The sequence below is a fragment of the Streptomyces sp. NBC_01294 genome, assembly GCF_035917235.1.
Taxonomy (GTDB): Bacteria; Actinomycetota; Actinomycetes; order Streptomycetales; family Streptomycetaceae; genus Streptomyces; species Streptomyces caledonius.
The window spans coordinates 4937662-4956930 of sequence record NZ_CP108423.1 but is presented as its reverse complement, the minus strand read 5'-3'; the positions used below and the strand labels follow the sequence as shown (position 1 = coordinate 4956930).

Here is a 19269-nt window from a genome sequence, read left to right as displayed (position 1 = left end):
ATGGCAGCGACCAGCGCCCCCGCCGCAGCAGGTGCACGTGAAGGAGCGACGATGAACGACTCTCCGGGCTGGGCTACGCCCGGATCCTCTCCGTCCGACGGCGAGCGGCCGGATACCCCCGCCGACCAGCCGTCCGCCGACGGCGGCGCGCAGCAGCCCGGCCGGCCCGCAGGCGACCCGAAGTGGTCCGCCGAGCAGCCGCCCCCCGGCCAGTGGTCGAGCCCGGGCAGCAGTGAGAACCAGCCGCCCGCCGCCACCCCGCAGCCCGGGACCGGCTGGGGCGCGTACCCGCAGCAGCCCGGACAGGGCCCGTACGGCGGCCAGCAGGCCCCGCAGGGCGCCCAGTGGGGTCAGCCGGGCGCCTGGGGCAAGCCCCCGGCCGCCAAGCCCGGAGTCATCCCGCTGCGCCCTCTGGGCCTCGGCGAGATCCTCGACGGCGCGGTCGCCACCCTGCGCACCCACTGGCGCTCCGTGCTGCCCATCAGCTTCACCGTGGCCATCTTCGCGGTCCTGGCGATCACGCTGCTGCAGGGCTTCATGGTCGACCGGATCGCGGAGCTGGACCGCCCCTCCTCCGATTCCGACGAAGCCGTCATCAGTGCCGTGTCGGGCACCCTGGTGGCAGGCGCCGGCGCCCTGGTCGTCACGTTCGTCTGCACCATCGTGGCCACCGCCATGCTCACGATGATCTACAGCCGCGCCGTCCTCGGCCGCCCCTCCTCGGTCGGCGAAGCCTGGCGCGACTGCCGCCCGCAGCTGCTGCGACTGGCCGGTCTGACCGCGCTCGTCGCCCTCGGCGGCGGCCTGATCATCGCCATCGGCTTCGTACCGGCCGTCATCGCGGGCGTCGCCGGCATGTCCGCGGGCGGCGTCCTCGCCCTCGCCATCATCGGCGGCCTGGCCGGCTTCGCCGTCTGGGTGTGGCTGTACGTCCGGGTCAGCCTCTCCCCGTCCGTGCTGATGCTGGAGCGCAGCAGCGTCTTCCGCAGCCTGAGCCGCTCCGACAAGCTCGTCCGCCACTCCTGGTGGCGCATCCTCGGCATCTCGGTGCTCGCCTCGGTCATCGCCGGCGCCGTCGAGTTCGTCATCGGCATCCCGTTCACGATCGTCGCGCTCGTCAGCGAGGGCGTCTCCGGCGGCTTCGACCCCGACGCCCCCGCGATGAGCTGGACCTACCTGATCATCCTGGGCATCGGCCAGGTCATCGCCATGACCATCACCCTGCCCTTCAAGGCCGGCGTCTCGGTGCTCCTCTACGTCGACCAGCGCATCCGCCGCGAGGCCCTGGACCTGGAGCTGGCCCGCGCCGCCGGGGTCGAGAACTACGACGGGGCTCCCGGCACCCCCGGTACGCCGGGCACCCCGGGCGTCCCCGGCCCCACGCCCCCTCCGACCGGGAGCTGATGCGATGACCAGCCCGGGGGGACTGCCCATCAGCGAGACACCGCCGGTGACGACACCGCGCGAGGCCGCCAGCGAGGCCGCCGAACGCGAATTGTCCAAGCCGATGTACCACGAGAACGACCCCAGCCTGCTGGACCGCGCCGTGCGCCGCCTCCTCGACTGGGTGGACGACCTGTTCGGCGCCGCCGCCGGGGCGACCCCCGGCGGCACGCTGGGCGTCGTCGTGATCGTCCTGCTGATCGTGCTGGCCGTGGCGCTGCTCTGGTGGCGCCTCGGCACCCCCGCGAAGGTCCCCGCAGGAGCCGGCGCCCTGCTGGGCGAACGCGTCCGCAGCGCCGCCGACTACCGCACCGAGGCCGACGCGCACGCCGCCGCCGGCCGCTGGACCGAGGCCGTCCAGGCCCGCATGCGGGCCCTCGTCCGGTCCCTGGAGGAGCGCACCCTGCTGGATCCCCGCCCCGGCCGCACCGCCGACGAGGCCGCGGCCGAGGCCGCGGTCACCCTGCCGGGCCACGCCGCGGACCTCCGCACGGCCGCCCGCGTCTTCGACGACGTCACCTACGGCGGCCGCGTCGGCGACCAGGCCATGTACGCACGCCTCCGCGACCTCGACACGGCCGTCGAACGCACCCGGCCCGCCCTGACCGGGATCACGGGGGCCACCGCATGACGCACCCTCACGACCCCGGCACCCCGGGACGCCCTCCCAGCATGACCCACCCTCAGGACCCCGGCACGACCGGCCACGCCCCCGGCATGACGCACCCTCACGACCCGGACGCATCAGGCCGGGACGCCGACACGACCGGCCCACACCCGGCCGTCACACCGGCAGCACCAGCCACCGACCCGGCGGCCCCGGCCTCCACACCGGCGGCCCCGGCCTCCACACCGGCGGCCCCGGCCTCCACACCGGCGGCCCCGGCCTCCACACCGGCGGCCCCGGCCTCCACACCGGCGGCCCCGGCCTCCACACCGGCGGCCCCCGGCACCTCCACCGCCCTCGGCGCCGCCGCCGTCTGGCAGCGCGCCCGCGGCTTCCTCCTCGCCTTCGCCATGCTCATCGCCACCGGCGTCGCGCTGGCCGCCTTCAACTCCGGCGAGAACCGCGGCGCCCTCGACCCGCGTTCCGCCGACCCCAGCGGCAGCCGCGCCGTCGCCGAACTCCTGAAGGAACGCGGGGTCACCACCCGGGTGGTGACCCGCACTCAGGACGCCGCCGACGCCGCCGGTCCCGGCACCACCCTGCTGGTCACCGACCCCGACCTCCTGGCCCCCCGGCAGCTGTCCGCCCTCAAGGCCGCCATCGACCTGTCCGGCGGACGCACCGTCCTCGTCTCCCCCGGCCGCGCCTCCCTCGCCACCCTGGCCCCCGGCGTCCGGGCCCGCCCCTCTGGTTCCGACGAGCTCCGCGCACCCTCCTGCGCGCTGCCCGCCGCCCAGGCGGCCGGATCCGCCGAGACCGGCAGCCAGTACGGCTACCGCACCGGCGACCCCAAGGCCACCGCCTGCTACCCGGACGACGGCCACGCCACCCTGCTGCTCCTGCCGGCCCAAGCCGGCGGCGACACCGTCCTCCTCGGCTCCGGCCGCATCCTGCAGAACGAGGCCCTCGCCTCCGAGGGCAACGCCTCCCTGGCCCTGCAGACCCTCGGCAGCCACCCCCGGCTCGTCTGGTACCTGCCCTCCCCCGCCGAGGCCGCCGCGTCCGGCGGCGAGGCCGGGGACAAGAGCCTCTTCGACCTCATCCCGGCCGGCTGGTCCTGGGCCCTGCTCCAGCTCTTCCTCGCCGCCGTCCTCGCCGCCCTCTGGCGCGCCCGCCGACTGGGTCCCCTCGTCACCGAGAACCTCCCCGTCGTCATCCGCGCCTCCGAGGCCACCGAGGGCCGCGCCCGCCTGTACCGCAAAGCCGGCGCCCGCGACCGCGCCGCCACCGTGCTGCGCGCCGCCACCCGCGAACGCCTGGCCGCACTGGTCGGCGTACCGCACACCCAGGCCCACGAACCCGCGGCCCTGGCCCCGGCCGTCTCCGCCCGCCTCTCCGGCGAGCCCCGGGACGTGACCGCACTCCTCTTCGGCACCACCCCCTCCGACGACGCGGCACTCGTCGCGCTCGCCGACCACCTCGACGCCCTCGAAAGAGAGGTCCGTACGTCATGACGTACCCGGCCACCGAGTCCACGGCTGCGACCGCGGACAGCGCCCGCGCTTCCCTCGAAGCGCTCCGCACCGAGATCGGCAAGGCCGTGGTCGGTCAGGACTCCGCCGTCACCGGCCTCGTCGTCGCGCTCCTGTGCCGCGGCCACGTCCTGCTCGAAGGGGTCCCCGGCGTCGCGAAGACCCTCCTCGTACGGGCCCTGGCCGCATCCCTGGAACTCGACACCAAGCGCGTCCAGTTCACCCCGGACCTGATGCCGAGCGACGTCACCGGCTCGCTCGTCTACGACGCCCGCACCGCCGAGTTCTCCTTCCAGAACGGCCCCGTCTTCACCAACCTGCTCCTCGCGGACGAGATCAACCGGACCCCGCCCAAGACCCAGTCCTCGCTCCTCGAAGCCATGGAGGAGCGCCAGGTCACGGTCGACGGCACCCCCCGCGCCCTCCCGGAGCCCTTCCTCGTCGCCGCCACCATGAACCCGGTCGAGTACGAGGGCACGTATCCCCTCCCGGAAGCCCAGCTGGACCGCTTCCTCCTCAAGCTCACCGTCCCCCTCCCCTCCCGCGACGACGAGATCGGCGTCCTGACCCGGCACGCCGCCGGCTTCAACCCCCGCGACCTGCACGCCGCGGGCATCCGCCCGGTGGCGGGCCCCGCCCAACTCGAAGCCGCCCGCGAGGCCGTGGCCAAGGTCTCCGTCTCCCCCGAGATCGCCGGCTACGTCGTCGACATCTGCCGCGCCACCCGCGAATCGCCGTCGCTCACCCTCGGCGTCTCCCCGCGCGGCGCGACCGCCCTGCTGGCCACGGCCCGCGCCTGGGCCTGGCTCACCGGCCGCGACTACGTCACCCCCGACGACGTCAAGGCCCTCTCCCTCCCGACCCTGCGCCACCGCGTCCAGCTGCGCCCGGAAGCGGAGATGGAGGGAGTCACGGCCGACGCCGTCATCACGGCGATCCTCTCCCACGTCCCCGTCCCGCGCTGATGGCCCTCACCGGACGTGCCGCACTGCTCGCGGCCCTCGGCAGCATCCCGGTCGGCATCCTCGAACCCAGCTGGACGGGGATGCTCGCGGTCAACGGCCCGATCGCGCTGGCCTGCGCGGTCGACTACGCCCTCGCGGCGCCGGTCCGCAGCCTCCTGCTGGCCCGCTCCGGGGACACCGCCGTCCGCCTCGGCGAACCCGCGGACGTCCACCTGACCATCACCAACCCCGGCCGGCGCAAGCTGCGCGCGCGCGTCCGCGACGCCTGGCCCCCGAGCAGCTGGGTCCCGGGCACGGAGGCCGCGGCATCCCGCCACGAGGTGGTCGTCCCCGCCGGCGAACGCCGCCGGCTGACCACCCGCCTGCTCCCCACCCGCCGCGGCGACCGCCAGGCCGCCCGCGTCACCGTCCGCTCGTACGGCCCCCTGGGCCTGTGGGCCCGCCAGGGCTCCCACCTGTCCCCCTGGACGGTCCGGGTCCTGCCGCCCTTCACCAGCCGCAAGCACCTCCCGTCCCGGCTTGCCCGCCTGCGCGAACTGGACGGCCGCACCAGCGTCCTGACCCGCGGTGAGGGCACCGAGTTCGACAGCCTGCGCGACTACGTCCCCGGCGACGACACCCGCTCCATCGACTGGCGCGCCACGGCCCGCCAGAACAAGGTGGCCGTCCGCACCTGGCGCCCCGAACGCGACCGGCACATCCTCATCTGCCTGGACACCGGCCGTACGTCGGCGGGCCGCGTCGGCGACGCCCCCCGCCTGGACTCCGCCATGGACGCCGCCCTGCTCCTGGCCGCCCTGGCCACCCGCGCCGGCGACCGCGTGGACCTCCTGGCCCACGACCGCCGCCCGCGCGCCCAGGTCCAGGGACGCGCGGCAGCCGACACCCTTCCGTCCTTCGTGAACGCGATGGCACCCCTCGAACCGGAACTGGTCGAGACGGACTCCCGCACCCTGGTCTCCACCATCCTCCGCAGCGCCCCGCGCCGTTCCCTGGTGGTCCTCCTGACGAGCCTGGACGCGGCCCCGATCGAAGAGGGCCTGCTCCCGCTGCTCCCGCGTCTCACGCAGCGCCACACGGTTCTGCTGGCCTCGGTCGCCGACCCCCACATCGCGGACATGACCAAGGCCCGCGGCAGCGTGGACGCGGTCTACGAAGCCGCGGCCGGCACCCAGACCCAGGCCCAGCGCAGCCGCACGGCCGACCAGCTCACCCGCCACGGCGTCCACGTGGTCGACGCCACCCCGGACACCCTGGCCCCGTCCCTGGCCGACGCCTACCTGGCCCTCAAGGCCGCCGGCCGCCTCTGAGGACTGGGTTCTGTCTCTTTGGTCAGCGTCGTGCCCAGATGAGGATGGCGGCGAGGTGGAGTGCTGCCTGGTAGGCGATGGCGAGTTTGTCGCATCGTGTGGCCAGGGGGGCCATAACCGCTTCGAAGGCAGGTGCGTCGCCGGCCTGGCCCGCGGTGACGGTCAGGGCCAGGGACCGAGCTCGTCGGGCAGGTCCCGCCAGGGCGCGTTGGTGCGGTACTTCCACGCGATGGCCTCGAGCGTTCGGCGGCGATCAGCCCACCGCCGTCCACGGACCGGATCGGCCGGCATCAGCGGCTCGATCCGGCCCCACATCGCATCAGTGATCACTAATCGGGCAGACACATCCGATCAACTGACCAACCCGTCAAAGAGACACGCGCCGGCCGGGAGACCCCAGCCGGCTGCTCCCGCGGGGCAGTCGGGCCCTGGTCAGATCGTGACCGGGCCGTGGGCGGTGGCGAACTCGACCGAGACCAGGCCCGGTTCCTCATCCTCGACCCAGGTGACGTCGATCTGGTCGAGGGGGTGGTCGGCCGGTTCGCCGAGGAATTCGGCGATGGAGGCGGCGTCGCCGGCGATGGAGACCCCGTGGATGGTGGTGGAGGTGCGCGGGTCGGCGCTCGGGCGCTCCTCGATGGGGACCAACCACTGAAGGAAGTAGGGCAGTTCCGGGTCCTCCAGCAGTTCCAGCAGGCCGATCTGCTTCCACCTCAGGTCGAACCCGTCGGGGCGGACACGGTGGCCCTCGGCCGAGGTGCGGCCGAGGCGGGCCTCGACCGGGGCGATGTCGTCGACGGAGACCACCCAACCGAGCCAGCCGCCGCCCTCGGCGGCGCGGCGCGCGACCGCCTGGCCGAAGGGTGCGCGGTCGGCGGCGGGGTGGTCGAGTGTGGTGACGACCTCGACGTAGGTGCCGCCGCTCAGCGGGAGAATAAAATTGCGGGTTCCGAATCGCGGGTGCACGCCCCCGTCGACGAACCCGGCGCCGAGGGCCGATCCGATCCACTGGACGGTCGAGACGAAGCTGTCGCGGGCCACCGCATAGGACACATGATCAAGTCGCACTGCGCGATCATCACCCGACAACCCGTACAAATCCCGACGCCACGCCCGCCGCCCCGGCCGCGTCCGCCGTGGATTCAGCCGTGGAGCGGATCGATCACCGTCATCCCGGTGGGGGAGGCCCGGTCCAAGCCAGGCAGCAGCGCTGCCGCCTCGTCGAGGCCCACGACCCGCTCGATCAGCCGCTGCGGGGCGAGCGCTGCTGCCACAGGATTTCGATCCGGCATGCAGCACCATGCGCGCCGCACTTCCAAGAGACAGGCTCTAGTACTGCCAGCGGGGCTGGCTGCCGTCCAGACGGCAATGGATCAGGCGCCCGTTCCCGGCGTGCGTGGACCGGCCGAGGTCGGCCTTCCGGCAGAACTGGCCCGCGTTGTAGCAGTTCCCCGCGTTGGAGACGATCTCGCACTCGGTCGTCGCCGGCCGGGTCGGCGCCTTCGTCGTCGGCGGGGCCGCCGGCTTGGTCGCGGGCCTCGTCGCGGGCTTCGGCGCCTGCGTGGCGGGCGGCTTCGGGTCGGCCGTGGTGACCGAGGGACTCGGCAGGGCCGAAGGGGACACCGAGGGACTGGGCGTCGGAGACGGCGAAGGCGAGGGGTCCGCGGACGTCTGCGACGGGACCGCCGAGGACGCGACCGGCGGCAGGGACACGGCGGGACGCTCACCCTCCGCCGGACCGCAGGCGACGGTGACGCCGGCCACCACCAGACCGACCAGCACCCGCCGGACGAGGCCCCTCTTACGTCTTCCGCCTCTGTCGTCGCCACTGATTGCGCTGCGCATCGATACCCCCACCTGAAGCCGTTCGAAGGAGGGACATCATAGGAACGGATGTCCGCCTCGGCCGGTTTTCCCGCACATCGTTACGTACGCGCGCTTGGCCGTGGTGACGGCCCGGGTCCCTGCGCGTCAGTGGCCGGTGCCAGGATGACGCCCATGACGATCAAGGACATAGCCCGGCATGACGTGAGTGAACAGCGCATCGAGCAGGCACTCGACGGCATCGAACGCCAGGCCCGCCACCGCTGGCACACCATGCAGTACGACTGCTACTCCGATGACGAACTGCAGGCCCTGCGCGACGCACTCCTCGACCACACGGCCGCCCGCACGGTGGCGGACCCCCGGCCCGGCACCGCCCCGTCAGGCACCGTCCTGCGCACGGCAGCCGAGTGCGCCCTGGGACTCCTGAGCCTGGCCTGCTTCCCCAACGGCGACCAGGAGATCTCCTTCACCCTCATCGACGAGCAGCTCAGCAGCGAGGACACGGACTTCGCCGCCGTGGTGGAACTGGCGGCCACCGCGACGATCTGGCTGGACGCCTTCGCACTGTCCGTGATCAGCGGCATGGTCTGGGAACGCAACCTGGTCCTCGGACTGCTGCTGCGCAGCGACTACGCGCCTGCCATCCGTGACGGCGCCCCGCACTCGACGCTGGAATCGAAGTCGGACCCGGGCGAGCTGGCGGAGATGAACGCCCTGTGCGGCTACCTCGCCCAGGCCGAAGGGCACCTGCCCCGGCACTGGCCATCGGTCACGCTGTGCAAGCCGACCGCCGACGAACGCGCCGAGGCGACGCGGCAGCTGGATGCCCTCGCTGCACCGACGCCGGACCAGCACCTCCTGCGCGCGCTCTTGAAGGACGACCAGCCGGCCTTCGAACAGGCCCTGGAAAATCGCCTCGTCCAGCACCGGGAGAGCGCCCCTTCCGATGCGGCGCCCCGCACCCTCCTGCCGCAGAAGACCATCGCACTGGCCGCGCTGGCAGTCCAAGTACACGGCTGGGACATCCACGTCCGATCCGCCTACCTGCCGCAGACCCTGCTGAACGCCCCGGAAGGCGCCCCATCGATCAATGCCTGAACCACAGCCCTCCCCCCGGACGCGTATGAACACATACCCGGGGGGAACGGCACAGGCCTTCTCACGGGATCCCCGCCACCTCGGCCGGCCCCAGCCCGACCTCGCCCAGGCTCGCGACCGTGGCGGCCTGGCGCTCGGGAGTGAGCACGCTGCATGCTCGACATGAAGAAGATCTCTCCCCGCACGGTCCGGATCTCCGGCGGAGAGGCTGATTGTCCGAGGAAAACTGCAAACCGACCCTGAACGCAGAAAAGCCCCGCACCGGACCCCGAAGGGTCTGGTGCGGGGCTTCCCGCAATGATTGTTCGGCGGCGTCCTACTCTCCCACAGGGTCCCCCCTGCAGTACCATCGGCGCTGAAAGGCTTAGCTTCCGGGTTCGGAATGTAACCGGGCGTTTCCCTAACGCTATGACCACCGAAACACTATGAAATTTGAACGCTGGCATGAACACAGCTGTTCGTTATTTCAGAACTAACACAGTGGACGCGAGCAACTGAGGACAAGCCCTCGGCCTATTAGTACCAGTCAGCTTCACCCGTTACCGGGCTTCCACATCTGGCCTATCAACCCAGTCGTCTACTGGGAGCCTTACCCTCTCAAGGAGGTGGGAATACTCATCTTGAAGCAGGCTTCCCGCTTAGATGCTTTCAGCGGTTATCCCTCCCGAACGTAGCCAACCAGCCATGCCCTTGGCAGGACAACTGGCACACCAGAGGTTCGTCCGTCCCGGTCCTCTCGTACTAGGGACAGCCCTTCTCAATATTCCTACGCGCACAGCGGATAGGGACCGAACTGTCTCACGACGTTCTAAACCCAGCTCGCGTACCGCTTTAATGGGCGAACAGCCCAACCCTTGGGACCGACTCCAGCCCCAGGATGCGACGAGCCGACATCGAGGTGCCAAACCATCCCGTCGATATGGACTCTTGGGGAAGATCAGCCTGTTATCCCCGGGGTACCTTTTATCCGTTGAGCGACGGCGCTTCCACAAGCCACCGCCGGATCACTAGTCCCGACTTTCGTCCCTGCTCGACCCGTCGGTCTCACAGTCAAGCTCCCTTGTGCACTTACACTCAACACCTGATTGCCAACCAGGCTGAGGGAACCTTTGGGCGCCTCCGTTACTCTTTGGGAGGCAACCGCCCCAGTTAAACTACCCATCAGACACTGTCCCTGATCCGGATCACGGACCGAGGTTAGACATCCAGCACGACCAGAGTGGTATTTCAACGACGACTCCACCCCAACTGGCGTTGGGGTTTCAAAGTCTCCCACCTATCCTACACAAGCCGAACCGAACACCAATATCAAACTATAGTAAAGGTCCCGGGGTCTTTCCGTCCTGCTGCGCGAAACGAGCATCTTTACTCGTAGTGCAATTTCACCGGGCCTATGGTTGAGACAGTCGAGAAGTCGTTACGCCATTCGTGCAGGTCGGAACTTACCCGACAAGGAATTTCGCTACCTTAGGATGGTTATAGTTACCACCGCCGTTTACTGGCGCTTAAGTTCTCAGCTTCGCACGCCCGAAAGCGCACTAACCGGTCCCCTTAACGTTCCAGCACCGGGCAGGCGTCAGTCCGTATACATCGCCTTACGGCTTCGCACGGACCTGTGTTTTTAGTAAACAGTCGCTTCTCGCTGGTCTCTGCGGCCACCCCCAGCTCACGGAGTAAATCCGATCACCAGTGATGGCCCCCCTTCTCCCGAAGTTACGGGGGCATTTTGCCGAGTTCCTTAACCATAGTTCACCCGAACGCCTCGGTATTCTCTACCTGACCACCTGAGTCGGTTTAGGGTACGGGCCGCCATGAAACTCGCTAGAGGCTTTTCTCGACAGCATAGGATCATCCACTTCACCACAATCGGCTCGGCATCAGGTCTCAGCCTTATATGAGGGACGGATTTGCCTACCCCTCGGCCTACACCCTTACCCCGGGACAACCACCGCCCGGGCTGGACTACCTTCCTGCGTCACCCCATCGCTTACCTACTACCACCTTGGATCGGCGGCTCCACCACTTTCCCTTGCCCGAAGGCTCCGGAACGGCTTCACGGCCTTAGCATCAGAGGATTCGATATTGGGCGTTTCAAAGCGGGTACCGGAATATCAACCGGTTGTCCATCGACTACGCCTGTCGGCCTCGCCTTAGGTCCCGACTTACCCTGGGCAGATCAGCTTGACCCAGGAACCCTTAGTCAATCGGCGCACACGTTTCTCACGTGTGTATCGCTACTCATGCCTGCATTCTCACTCGTGAACCGTCCACAACTAGCTTCCGCTGCTGCTTCACCCGGCACACGACGCTCCCCTACCCATCACAGCGGGCGTTGGCCCTATTGCTGCAATGACACGACTTCGGCGGTACGCTTGAGCCCCGCTACATTGTCGGCGCGGAATCACTTGACCAGTGAGCTATTACGCACTCTTTCAAGGGTGGCTGCTTCTAAGCCAACCTCCTGGTTGTCTCTGCGACTCCACATCCTTTCCCACTTAGCGTACGCTTAGGGGCCTTAGTCGATGCTCTGGGCTGTTTCCCTCTCGACCATGGAGCTTATCCCCCACAGTCTCACTGCCACGCTCTCACTTACCGGCATTCGGAGTTTGGCTAAGGTCAGTAACCCGGTAGGGCCCATCGCCTATCCAGTGCTCTACCTCCGGCAAGAAACACGTGACGCTGCACCTAAATGCATTTCGGGGAGAACCAGCTATCACGGAGTTTGATTGGCCTTTCACCCCTAACCACAGGTCATCCCCCAGGTTTTCAACCCTGGTGGGTTCGGTCCTCCACGAAGTCTTACCTCCGCTTCAACCTGCCCATGGCTAGATCACTCCGCTTCGGGTCTAGAGCGTGCAACTCAATCGCCCTATTCGGACTCGCTTTCGCTACGGCTTCCCCACACGGGTTAACCTCGCTACACACCGCTAACTCGCAGGCTCATTCTTCAAAAGGCACGCAGTCACGACCGTTGTTCCGAAGAACAACGGCGACGCTCCCACGGCTTGTAGGCACACGGTTTCAGGTACTATTTCACTCCGCTCCCGCGGTACTTTTCACCATTCCCTCACGGTACTATCCGCTATCGGTCACCAGGGAATATTTAGGCTTAGCGGGTGGTCCCGCCAGATTCACACGGGATTTCTCGGGCCCCGTGCTACTTGGGAGATTCTTAAGCAAGCCGCTGATGTTTCGTCTACGGGGGTCTTACCCTCTACGCCGGACCTTTCGCATGTCCTTCGACTACATCAACGGTTTCTGACTCGCCGACCGGCCGGCAGACCGATCAAAAGAATTCCCACAACCCCGCATGCGCAACCCCTGCCGGGTATCACACGCATACGGTTTGGCCTCATCCGGTTTCGCTCGCCACTACTCCCGGAATCACGGTTGTTTTCTCTTCCTGCGGGTACTGAGATGTTTCACTTCCCCGCGTTCCCTCCACACTGCCTATGTGTTCAGCAGTGGGTGACAGCCCATGACGACTGCCGGGTTTCCCCATTCGGACACCCCCGGATCAAAGCTCAGTTGGCAGCTCCCCGGGGCCTATCGCGGCCTCTCACGTCCTTCATCGGTTCCTGGTGCCAAGGCATCCACCGTGCGCCCTTAAAAACTTGGCCACAGATGCTCGCGTCCACTGTGTAGTTCTCAAACAACGACCAGCCACCCATCACCCTGACCTATACAGATCAAGTTCACTGGGGCCGGCACTGAAGACATGACCTTACGGCCGTACCTTCAGGACCCAACAACGTGCCAGGCACGATCCCGTCCACCATCGCTGTTTTCCACGCCGAAGCAGTACTCACAGGAGGTTTCAGAAACCGTGCCAACTAATCAACGTTCCACCCTGAGCTGACCGTGCAGAACGTTTGTCTGCAATCGGTACTGTGCTCCTTAGAAAGGAGGTGATCCAGCCGCACCTTCCGGTACGGCTACCTTGTTACGACTTCGTCCCAATCGCCAGTCCCACCTTCGACAGCTCCCTCCCTTACGGGTTGGGCCACCGGCTTCGGGTGTTACCGACTTTCGTGACGTGACGGGCGGTGTGTACAAGGCCCGGGAACGTATTCACCGCAGCAATGCTGATCTGCGATTACTAGCAACTCCGACTTCATGGGGTCGAGTTGCAGACCCCAATCCGAACTGAGACCGGCTTTTTGAGATTCGCTCCACCTCACGGTATCGCAGCTCATTGTACCGGCCATTGTAGCACGTGTGCAGCCCAAGACATAAGGGGCATGATGACTTGACGTCGTCCCCACCTTCCTCCGAGTTGACCCCGGCGGTCTCCTGTGAGTCCCCATCACCCCGAAGGGCATGCTGGCAACACAGGACAAGGGTTGCGCTCGTTGCGGGACTTAACCCAACATCTCACGACACGAGCTGACGACAGCCATGCACCACCTGTATACCGACCACAAGGGGGGCACTATCTCTAATGCTTTCCGGTATATGTCAAGCCTTGGTAAGGTTCTTCGCGTTGCGTCGAATTAAGCCACATGCTCCGCTGCTTGTGCGGGCCCCCGTCAATTCCTTTGAGTTTTAGCCTTGCGGCCGTACTCCCCAGGCGGGGAACTTAATGCGTTAGCTGCGGCACCGACGACGTGGAATGTCGCCAACACCTAGTTCCCAACGTTTACGGCGTGGACTACCAGGGTATCTAATCCTGTTCGCTCCCCACGCTTTCGCTCCTCAGCGTCAGTAATGGCCCAGAGATCCGCCTTCGCCACCGGTGTTCCTCCTGATATCTGCGCATTTCACCGCTACACCAGGAATTCCGATCTCCCCTACCACACTCTAGCTAGCCCGTATCGAATGCAGACCCGAGGTTAAGCCTCGGGCTTTCACATCCGACGTGACAAGCCGCCTACGAGCTCTTTACGCCCAATAATTCCGGACAACGCTTGCGCCCTACGTATTACCGCGGCTGCTGGCACGTAGTTAGCCGGCGCTTCTTCTGCAGGTACCGTCACTTTCGCTTCTTCCCTGCTGAAAGAGGTTTACAACCCGAAGGCCGTCATCCCTCACGCGGCGTCGCTGCATCAGGCTTTCGCCCATTGTGCAATATTCCCCACTGCTGCCTCCCGTAGGAGTCTGGGCCGTGTCTCAGTCCCAGTGTGGCCGGTCGCCCTCTCAGGCCGGCTACCCGTCGTCGCCTTGGTGGGCCATTACCCCACCAACAAGCTGATAGGCCGCGGGCTCATCCTTCACCGCCGGAGCTTTCAACCCCTACCCATGCGGGCAGGAGTGGTATCCGGTATTAGACCCCGTTTCCAGGGCTTGTCCCAGAGTGAAGGGCAGATTGCCCACGTGTTACTCACCCGTTCGCCACTAATCCACCCCGAAGGGCTTCATCGTTCGACTTGCATGTGTTAAGCACGCCGCCAGCGTTCGTCCTGAGCCAGGATCAAACTCTCCATGAATGTTTACCCGTAATCGGGTGCACACATCACTTAGAGCGGGCACGTCAGGTCGGAATAAGACCGACGCGCCACAACGTCCTCGCTGTGTAATTGCCTGCGAGCATCATCCGAAGACGACCCCGCAGGTCTTTTTCAAAGGAACCTCATCCACCGAAATGGACGGGGTATCAACTTTTGGCGTTGATTTTTGGCACGCTGTTGAGTTCTCAAGGAACGGACGCTTCCTTTGTACTCACCCGCAGCTACATTCGCTGGGGCTTTCCTCCGGGCTTTCGTTCTGTTCTTGCGTTTCCGACTCTATCAGACTCTTTCGTGTCCGACTTCCTCGGTGCTTTCCAGGTATTCGCTTTCGCGCTTTCCTTTCCGGCGATTCCGACTCTATCAGAAGTTTTCCACCGGATTTACCGGCTTCGGATTCCTGAATGAGGAGTCGGCTGCACCCCGTTGGAATTCGATTCCTTGTGGGGTGAGAGAGAGTTTAAACCATCGCTGCCGAACTTGTCCAGTTCGGGGCAACCGTTCGAATCTACCTCCCCGCGAGCTCCGTGTCAACGGTCTTTGCGGGACAGACGAGGAGACTAGCAGCTCGGCAGGCTCCTGCGCACATCAGGCCGCGGTCGGGAGCGTCGCCGTCTGATCCGCGGCCTCGACGTCGCCGATCTCGCCGGCGCGGGCGGCCCTGCCGCCCAGGATGAAGACGTAGAGCAGGAAGGCGGCCTCGGCGACGACGCCGATCGTGATGCGGGCCCAGGTCGGGAGGCCCGACGGGGTCACGAAGCCCTCGATCAGGCCCGAGATGAACAGGACCACCGCGAGGCCGATGGCCATGCCCAGGGCGGCGCGGCCCTGTTCCGCGAGGGCGGTGCGGCGGGTGCGGGGGCCCGGGTCGATGACCGTCCAGCCCAGGCGCAGGCCCGTGCCCGCCGCCACGAAGACGGCGGTCAGTTCGAGCAGACCGTGCGGGAGGATCAGGCCGAGGAAGACGTCGAGGCGGCCGGCGGAGGCCATCAGGCCGAGGCCCACGCCGAGGTTGGCCATATTCAGGAAGAGGATCCAGATCACGGGGAGCCCCAGGAACGCGCCCAGAACCAGGCAGATCGCTGCCGCCTGGGCGTTGTTCGTCCAGACCTGGGCGGCGAACGAGCTCGCGGGATGGCTGGAGTAGTACGTCTCGTACTGGCCGCCCGGCTCCGTGAGCGCCTTCAGGTGCTCCGGCGCCGCGATGGCGCTCTGGACCTCGGGGTGCGTGGCTATCCACCAGCCGATGAGCACGCCGACCGCCGTCGAGAGCAGGGCGGTCGGTATCCACCAGCGGCGGCTCTTGTAGACGGCGGCCGGGAAACCCACCGTGAAGAAGAGGGCGACGTCGCGCCATCCGCCGCGGCGGGTGCCCGTCACCGTGGCGCGGGCGCGGGCGACCAGCTGGGTCAGCCGGCCCGTGAGCATCGGATCGGGGGCGCTGGACTGGATGAGGGAGAGGTGGGTGGACGTGCGCTGGTAGAGGGCGACGAGTTCGTCGGCCTCCTCGCCGGTGAGCCTGCGCCCGCGCCCCAGGAGCTGCTCCAGGCGGTCCCATTCCGCGCGGTGTGCCGTCACGAAGACGTCGAGATCCATCCGGTTGCCGCTCCCCTGTCCCAGGTCCCCTGGCCACTGCCTATTCCTAGTGTGGTCAGCTTGGCAGACTGGATGCCGAACGGGCGGGGCAGGTCACATGAGAGGTGCTGTGGTGAGCGATCTGGTGACGGGGGACGCGGTCGTCCTGGGGTTGCGGCCGGCGAGGCTGCCGAGCCGTGCGCTGGCGATCCTGCTGGACCTGGCCGTGTACGTCACCGGATACCTGATCCTCACGATCGGGCTGACCGCCGCGACCGCGTCCCTGGACGAAGCCGCCCAGGCGGCGGTCGCCGTGGCGAGCTTCCTGTTGTTGCTGGTCGGCGTGCCGATCGCGGTCGAGACGCTGTCCCACGGACGTTCCCTGGGCAAGCTCGCCTGCGGGCTGCGGGTGGTGCGGGACGACGGCGGGCCGATCCGGTTCCGGCACGCGCTGGTGCGCGGGGCCATGGGCGTCGTGGAGCTGCTGATGACCTTCGGGTCGGTGGCGTGCATCGCCTCGCTGGTATCGGCACGCGGTCGGCGGGTCGGGGACGTGTTCGCGGGGACGCTGGTGATCCGCGAGCGGGTGCCGGGGGCCCGGGTGATGCCGGTGCCCGCGCCGCCGCCGTGGCTGGCCGGGCGGTTCACCGGGCTGGATCTGTCGGCGGTGCCGGACGGGCTGTGGCTGGCGATACGGCAGTACCTGACGCGGATGAACCAGCTGGATCCGCAGGTGGGTGCCGCCATGGCGGCGAGGCTCGCGGACGATCTGGTGGCGCGCACCGGGGCTCCGCCGCCGGCCGGGGTGCCGGCGGCCGCCTTCCTGATGGCCGTGGTGCACGAGCGCCAGACGCGCGACGCCACCCGGGCCTTCCACTCCGCCGGCGGCTCCGGGTTCGCGCCCGCGCCGGTGGCCGTGACCGCACCGGCTCCGGTTCCGGTTCCGGTTCCCGCGGTGCCGACGATGCCGGTTGCGGTTCCGGGGTCCGCGCCGGTCGCGGCGCCTTACGCGGCTCCCGCTCCCGCGCCCGTGGCTCCCGTGGAGGCTCCGCGCGCCGGCGGGTTCGCGCCGCCGGCCTGAGGGGTCACTGCTCCTCGAAGGCCGAGGGCGGGGTCTCCAGGTGTTCGAGTTCGATGCCGGGGGCCGAGAGGACCACGTCGCCGGCGATGTGGACCGTGTGGACCTCGCCCGTGTCCAGGGCGCTCACCTGGTACTCGTCCACCAGGAGCGGGCCGCTGTCCGTGGGGTGTTCCTCGCGTGCCAGCAGGGCCCACGCCTGGTCGACCGTACGGGGGGCCAGTACCGGGTCGGTGAGCGCGAGGAGCCTGACGCGGGTGGCGGGGGCGCCGGGGGTCAGGCGCAGCAGGCGGGACGTCGCGACGAGGAAGGCCGGGGAGGTGCCGGTGAATCCGGGGGCGGCGATGTTGCCTTCGGTGGCCTCGGCGCCGGTGGGGTCGGTACGGACCCAGGTGACGCCGTCGATGGCGGCGCCGCGGACCTGCCAGCTCGCGGCGTTGACCTCGAGGCGGATGGGGCGGCCGAGCTCGTCGATCGCCAGGTCGACGGAACCGCGGTGGTCGCCGTTCGGTGCCGTGAGCTGGGAGACGTAGCGCCAGCCGGAGGGCCCCGGGGCGCAGTGGAAGTGCTCCTCGCCGAGGGGGGTGTGGTCGTGCGGGTCGTGGAGCGAGTAGCGGCCGCGGGGCATGGTGCACACACTTCTTGGGATCGGGGGGATTCCGGTACGGGGCAGGCCCCCGGCACGCGTGCCGGGGGCCTGCTTCACGTTCTGCCGCCGCTGATCAGGGGGTGATCAGTAGCGGTAGTGGTCCGGCTTGTACGGGCCCTCGACCTTGACGCCGATGTAGGCGGCCTGCTCGGGGCGCAGGGTGGTGAGCCTGACGCCGAGGGCGTCGAGGTGGAGGCGGGCGACCTTCTCGTCGAGGTGCTTGGGGAGCACGTAGACGTCGGTCGGGTACTCGGACGGCTTCGTGAAGAGCTCGATCTGGGCCAGGGTCTGGTCCGCGAAGGAGTTCGACATGACGAAGGACGGGTGGCCGGTCGCGTTGCCGAGGTTCAGCAGGCGGCCCTCGGAGAGGACGATCAGGACCTTGCCGTCGGGGAACTTCCAGGTGTGGACCTGGGGCTTGACCTCGTCCTTGACGATGCCCTCGATCTTGGCCAGGCCGGCCATGTCGATCTCGTTGTCGAAGTGGCCGATGTTGCCCACGATGGCCTGGTGCTTCATCTTGGCCATGTCGGCGGCCATGATGATGTCCTTGTTGCCGGTGGTCGTGATGAAGATGTCGGCCGTCTCGACGACATCCTGGAGCGTGGCGACCTGGTAGCCGTCCATGGCCGCCTGGAGGGCGCAGATCGGGTCGATCTCGGTGATGATGACGCGCGCGCCCTGGCCGCGGAGGGACTCGGCGCAGCCCTTGCCGACATCGCCGTAGCCGCAGACGACCGCGACCTTGCCGCCGATGAGGACGTCGGTGGCGCGGTTGATGCCGTCGATCAGGGAGTGGCGGCAGCCGTACTTGTTGTCGAACTTCGACTTGGTGACGGCGTCGTTCACGTTGATCGCCGGGAAGAGCAGCTCGCCGGCCTGCATCATCTCGTAGAGGCGGTGCACACCGGTGGTGGTCTCCTCGGTCACGCCGCGGATCTCGGACGCGAGCTGCGTCCACTTCTGCGGGTTCTCGCCGAGGGTGCGGTTGAGAAGGGTGAGGATGTACGCGTACTCCTCGGAGTCCGCGGTGGAGGGGTCCGGAGCCTCGCCGGCCTTCTCGAACTCGACGCCCTTGTGGACGAGCAGGGTGGCGTCACCACCGTCGTCGAGGATCATGTTCGGGCCGCCGGTGGGGGTGTTCGGCCAGGTGAGCGCCTGCTCGGTGCACCACCAGTACTCCTCCAGCGTCTCGCCCTTCCAGGCGAAGACGGGGACGCCCTGCGGGTTCTCCGGGGTGCCGTTCGGGCCGACCGCGATGGCGGCGGCCGCGTGGTCCTGGGTGGAGAAGATGTTGCAGGAGGCCCAGCGCACGTCTGCGCCGAGGGCGACGAGGGTCTCGATGAGCACGGCCGTCTGCACGGTCATGTGCAGCGAGCCGGTGATGCGGGCGCCGGCCAGGGGCTGGGCCTGCGCGTACTCCGCGCGGATCGACATCAGGCCCGGCATCTCGTGCTCGGCCAGGGTGATCTCCTTGCGGCCGAAGGCGGCGAGGGAGAGGTCTGCGACCTTGAAGTCCATGGGTGCTGCTCCTCATGGTTCGAGAGGGTGGGTACGGCTGAGCCGTGCGCCGTCCTGGGGACGGGCACCGAGCACAGTCCGTCGGGGGTCCTCTCTCCCCTCGGCCGGTCGCGAGACCGCCCGACCCGCCATCAGCAGCGACGTCTGACACTGAGCACGAATCTACACCGATCGGCGGAGCGGGCCGCAGTCAGACGAGGAACTGGCTGTGTCTTTCCTG

General features: G+C 68.0%; 13 protein-coding genes, 3 rRNA genes and 1 pseudogene. 7 read left to right on the top strand and 10 right to left on the bottom strand.

Going from position 1 to position 19269, the window contains the following annotated elements; genetic code table 11:
- Nucleotides 1-51: 51 nt before the first annotated feature.
- From OG534_RS22450 to OG534_RS22430, 5 genes are read left to right on the top strand one after another with little or no spacing between them, the layout of a single operon-like run.
- Nucleotides 52-1404: a hypothetical protein gene (locus OG534_RS22450; protein ID WP_326590162.1), complete on the top strand. Its 1353-nt coding sequence runs from the start codon at nt 52-54 to the stop codon at nt 1402-1404.
- A 4-nt stretch (nt 1405-1408) separates the two neighbouring features.
- Complete coding sequence (locus OG534_RS22445) at nt 1409-2074, top strand: DUF4129 domain-containing protein (RefSeq protein ID WP_326590160.1); 666 nt, start codon at nt 1409-1411, stop codon at nt 2072-2074.
- Nucleotides 2075-2115: 41 nt separating this feature from the next.
- The gene (locus OG534_RS22440) at nt 2116-3564 is read left to right on the top strand and encodes a DUF4350 domain-containing protein (protein ID WP_326590159.1); all 1449 of its coding nucleotides are present in this window, start codon (nt 2116-2118) and stop codon (nt 3562-3564) included.
- Complete coding sequence (locus OG534_RS22435; RefSeq protein ID WP_326590157.1) at nt 3561-4547, top strand: AAA family ATPase; 987 nt, start codon at nt 3561-3563, stop codon at nt 4545-4547. The genes OG534_RS22440 and OG534_RS22435 overlap by 4 nt, the downstream gene beginning before the upstream one ends.
- Nucleotides 4547-5857, top strand: coding sequence for a DUF58 domain-containing protein (locus tag OG534_RS22430; RefSeq protein WP_326590155.1), 1311 nt, complete (start codon nt 4547-4549; stop codon nt 5855-5857). The genes OG534_RS22435 and OG534_RS22430 overlap by 1 nt, the downstream gene beginning before the upstream one ends.
- A 174-nt stretch (nt 5858-6031) precedes the next feature.
- Here OG534_RS22430 and OG534_RS38710 read toward each other — a convergent pair.
- From OG534_RS38710 to OG534_RS22415, 4 genes and pseudogenes are all read right to left on the bottom strand, one after another.
- Nucleotides 6032-6202, bottom strand: a pseudogene (locus OG534_RS38710) (transposase); the annotation flags it as partial.
- A gap of 87 nt (nt 6203-6289) precedes the next feature.
- Nucleotides 6290-6925 carry a VOC family protein gene (locus tag OG534_RS22425; protein WP_326590154.1) on the bottom strand — a complete coding sequence of 212 codons (636 nt, stop codon included), beginning with the start codon at nt 6923-6925 and terminating at the stop codon, nt 6290-6292.
- A 74-nt stretch (nt 6926-6999) separates the two neighbouring features.
- Entirely contained in the window at nt 7000-7131 is a 132-nt protein-coding gene (locus OG534_RS22420) for a hypothetical protein (RefSeq protein ID WP_326590152.1), read from the bottom strand.
- Between the two features lie 55 nt (nt 7132-7186).
- Nucleotides 7187-7702 carry a hypothetical protein gene (locus tag OG534_RS22415; RefSeq protein WP_326590151.1) on the bottom strand — a complete coding sequence of 172 codons (516 nt, stop codon included), beginning with the start codon at nt 7700-7702 and terminating at the stop codon, nt 7187-7189.
- Between the two features lie 153 nt (nt 7703-7855).
- On the opposite strand from OG534_RS22415, the gene OG534_RS22410 reads away from it, so the two are divergent.
- Complete coding sequence (locus tag OG534_RS22410; protein WP_326590150.1) at nt 7856-8782, top strand: immunity 49 family protein; 927 nt, start codon at nt 7856-7858, stop codon at nt 8780-8782.
- 303 nt (nt 8783-9085) lie between these two features.
- Here OG534_RS22410 and rrf read toward each other — a convergent pair.
- The 4 genes from rrf to OG534_RS22390 all read right to left on the bottom strand — a co-directional run bounded on the left by rrf (nt 9086) and on the right by OG534_RS22390 (nt 15822).
- A 5S ribosomal RNA gene (gene rrf / locus OG534_RS22405) occupies nt 9086-9202 on the bottom strand.
- A gap of 76 nt (nt 9203-9278) precedes the next feature.
- Nucleotides 9279-12402 (bottom strand): 23S ribosomal RNA (locus tag OG534_RS22400).
- A 281-nt stretch (nt 12403-12683) separates the two neighbouring features.
- Nucleotides 12684-14208, bottom strand: a 16S ribosomal RNA gene (locus OG534_RS22395).
- Together the 16S, 23S and 5S rRNA genes form the textbook arrangement of a ribosomal RNA operon.
- A 606-nt stretch (nt 14209-14814) precedes the next feature.
- Nucleotides 14815-15822, bottom strand: a complete 1008-nt coding sequence (locus OG534_RS22390; RefSeq protein WP_326590149.1) for a stage II sporulation protein M — start codon at nt 15820-15822, stop codon at nt 14815-14817.
- Nucleotides 15823-15934: 112 nt separating this feature from the next.
- Here OG534_RS22390 and OG534_RS22385 point away from each other — a divergent pair, with 112 nt between their 5' ends.
- Nucleotides 15935-16882: an RDD family protein gene (locus OG534_RS22385; protein WP_326590148.1), complete on the top strand. Its 948-nt coding sequence runs from the start codon at nt 15935-15937 to the stop codon at nt 16880-16882.
- A gap of 4 nt (nt 16883-16886) precedes the next feature.
- On the opposite strand, the gene OG534_RS22380 is transcribed toward OG534_RS22385, so the two are convergent.
- Nucleotides 16887-17507, bottom strand: a complete 621-nt coding sequence (locus tag OG534_RS22380) for a hypothetical protein (protein WP_326590147.1) — start codon at nt 17505-17507, stop codon at nt 16887-16889.
- A gap of 105 nt (nt 17508-17612) precedes the next feature.
- A complete protein-coding gene (gene ahcY / locus OG534_RS22375) occupies nt 17613-19049 on the bottom strand; it encodes an adenosylhomocysteinase (protein WP_326590146.1) in 1437 nt (478 codons plus the stop codon).
- Nucleotides 19050-19269 lie beyond the last annotated feature (220 nt).

What these genes read in the sequence shown, in the direction of transcription:
- OG534_RS22435 (WP_326590157.1), top strand. Translation starts at nt 3,561, where the DNA reads ATGACGTACCCGGCCACCGAGTCCACGGCTGCGACCGCGGACAGCGCC.
- OG534_RS22445 (WP_326590160.1), top strand. Translation starts at nt 1,409, where the DNA reads ATGACCAGCCCGGGGGGACTGCCCATCAGCGAGACACCGCCGGTGACG.
- OG534_RS22430 (WP_326590155.1), top strand. Translation starts at nt 4,547, where the DNA reads ATGGCCCTCACCGGACGTGCCGCACTGCTCGCGGCCCTCGGCAGCATC.
- OG534_RS22450 (WP_326590162.1), top strand. Translation starts at nt 52, where the DNA reads ATGAACGACTCTCCGGGCTGGGCTACGCCCGGATCCTCTCCGTCCGAC.
- ahcY (WP_326590146.1), bottom strand. Translation starts at nt 19,049, where the DNA reads ATGGACTTCAAGGTCGCAGACCTCTCCCTCGCCGCCTTCGGCCGCAAG.
- OG534_RS22380 (WP_326590147.1), bottom strand. Translation starts at nt 17,507, where the DNA reads ATGCCCCGCGGCCGCTACTCGCTCCACGACCCGCACGACCACACCCCC.
- OG534_RS22440 (WP_326590159.1), top strand. Translation starts at nt 2,116, where the DNA reads ATGACCCACCCTCAGGACCCCGGCACGACCGGCCACGCCCCCGGCATG.
- OG534_RS22390 (WP_326590149.1), bottom strand. Translation starts at nt 15,822, where the DNA reads ATGGATCTCGACGTCTTCGTGACGGCACACCGCGCGGAATGGGACCGC.
- OG534_RS22415 (WP_326590151.1), bottom strand. Translation starts at nt 7,702, where the DNA reads ATGCGCAGCGCAATCAGTGGCGACGACAGAGGCGGAAGACGTAAGAGG.
- OG534_RS22410 (WP_326590150.1), top strand. Translation starts at nt 7,856, where the DNA reads ATGACGATCAAGGACATAGCCCGGCATGACGTGAGTGAACAGCGCATC.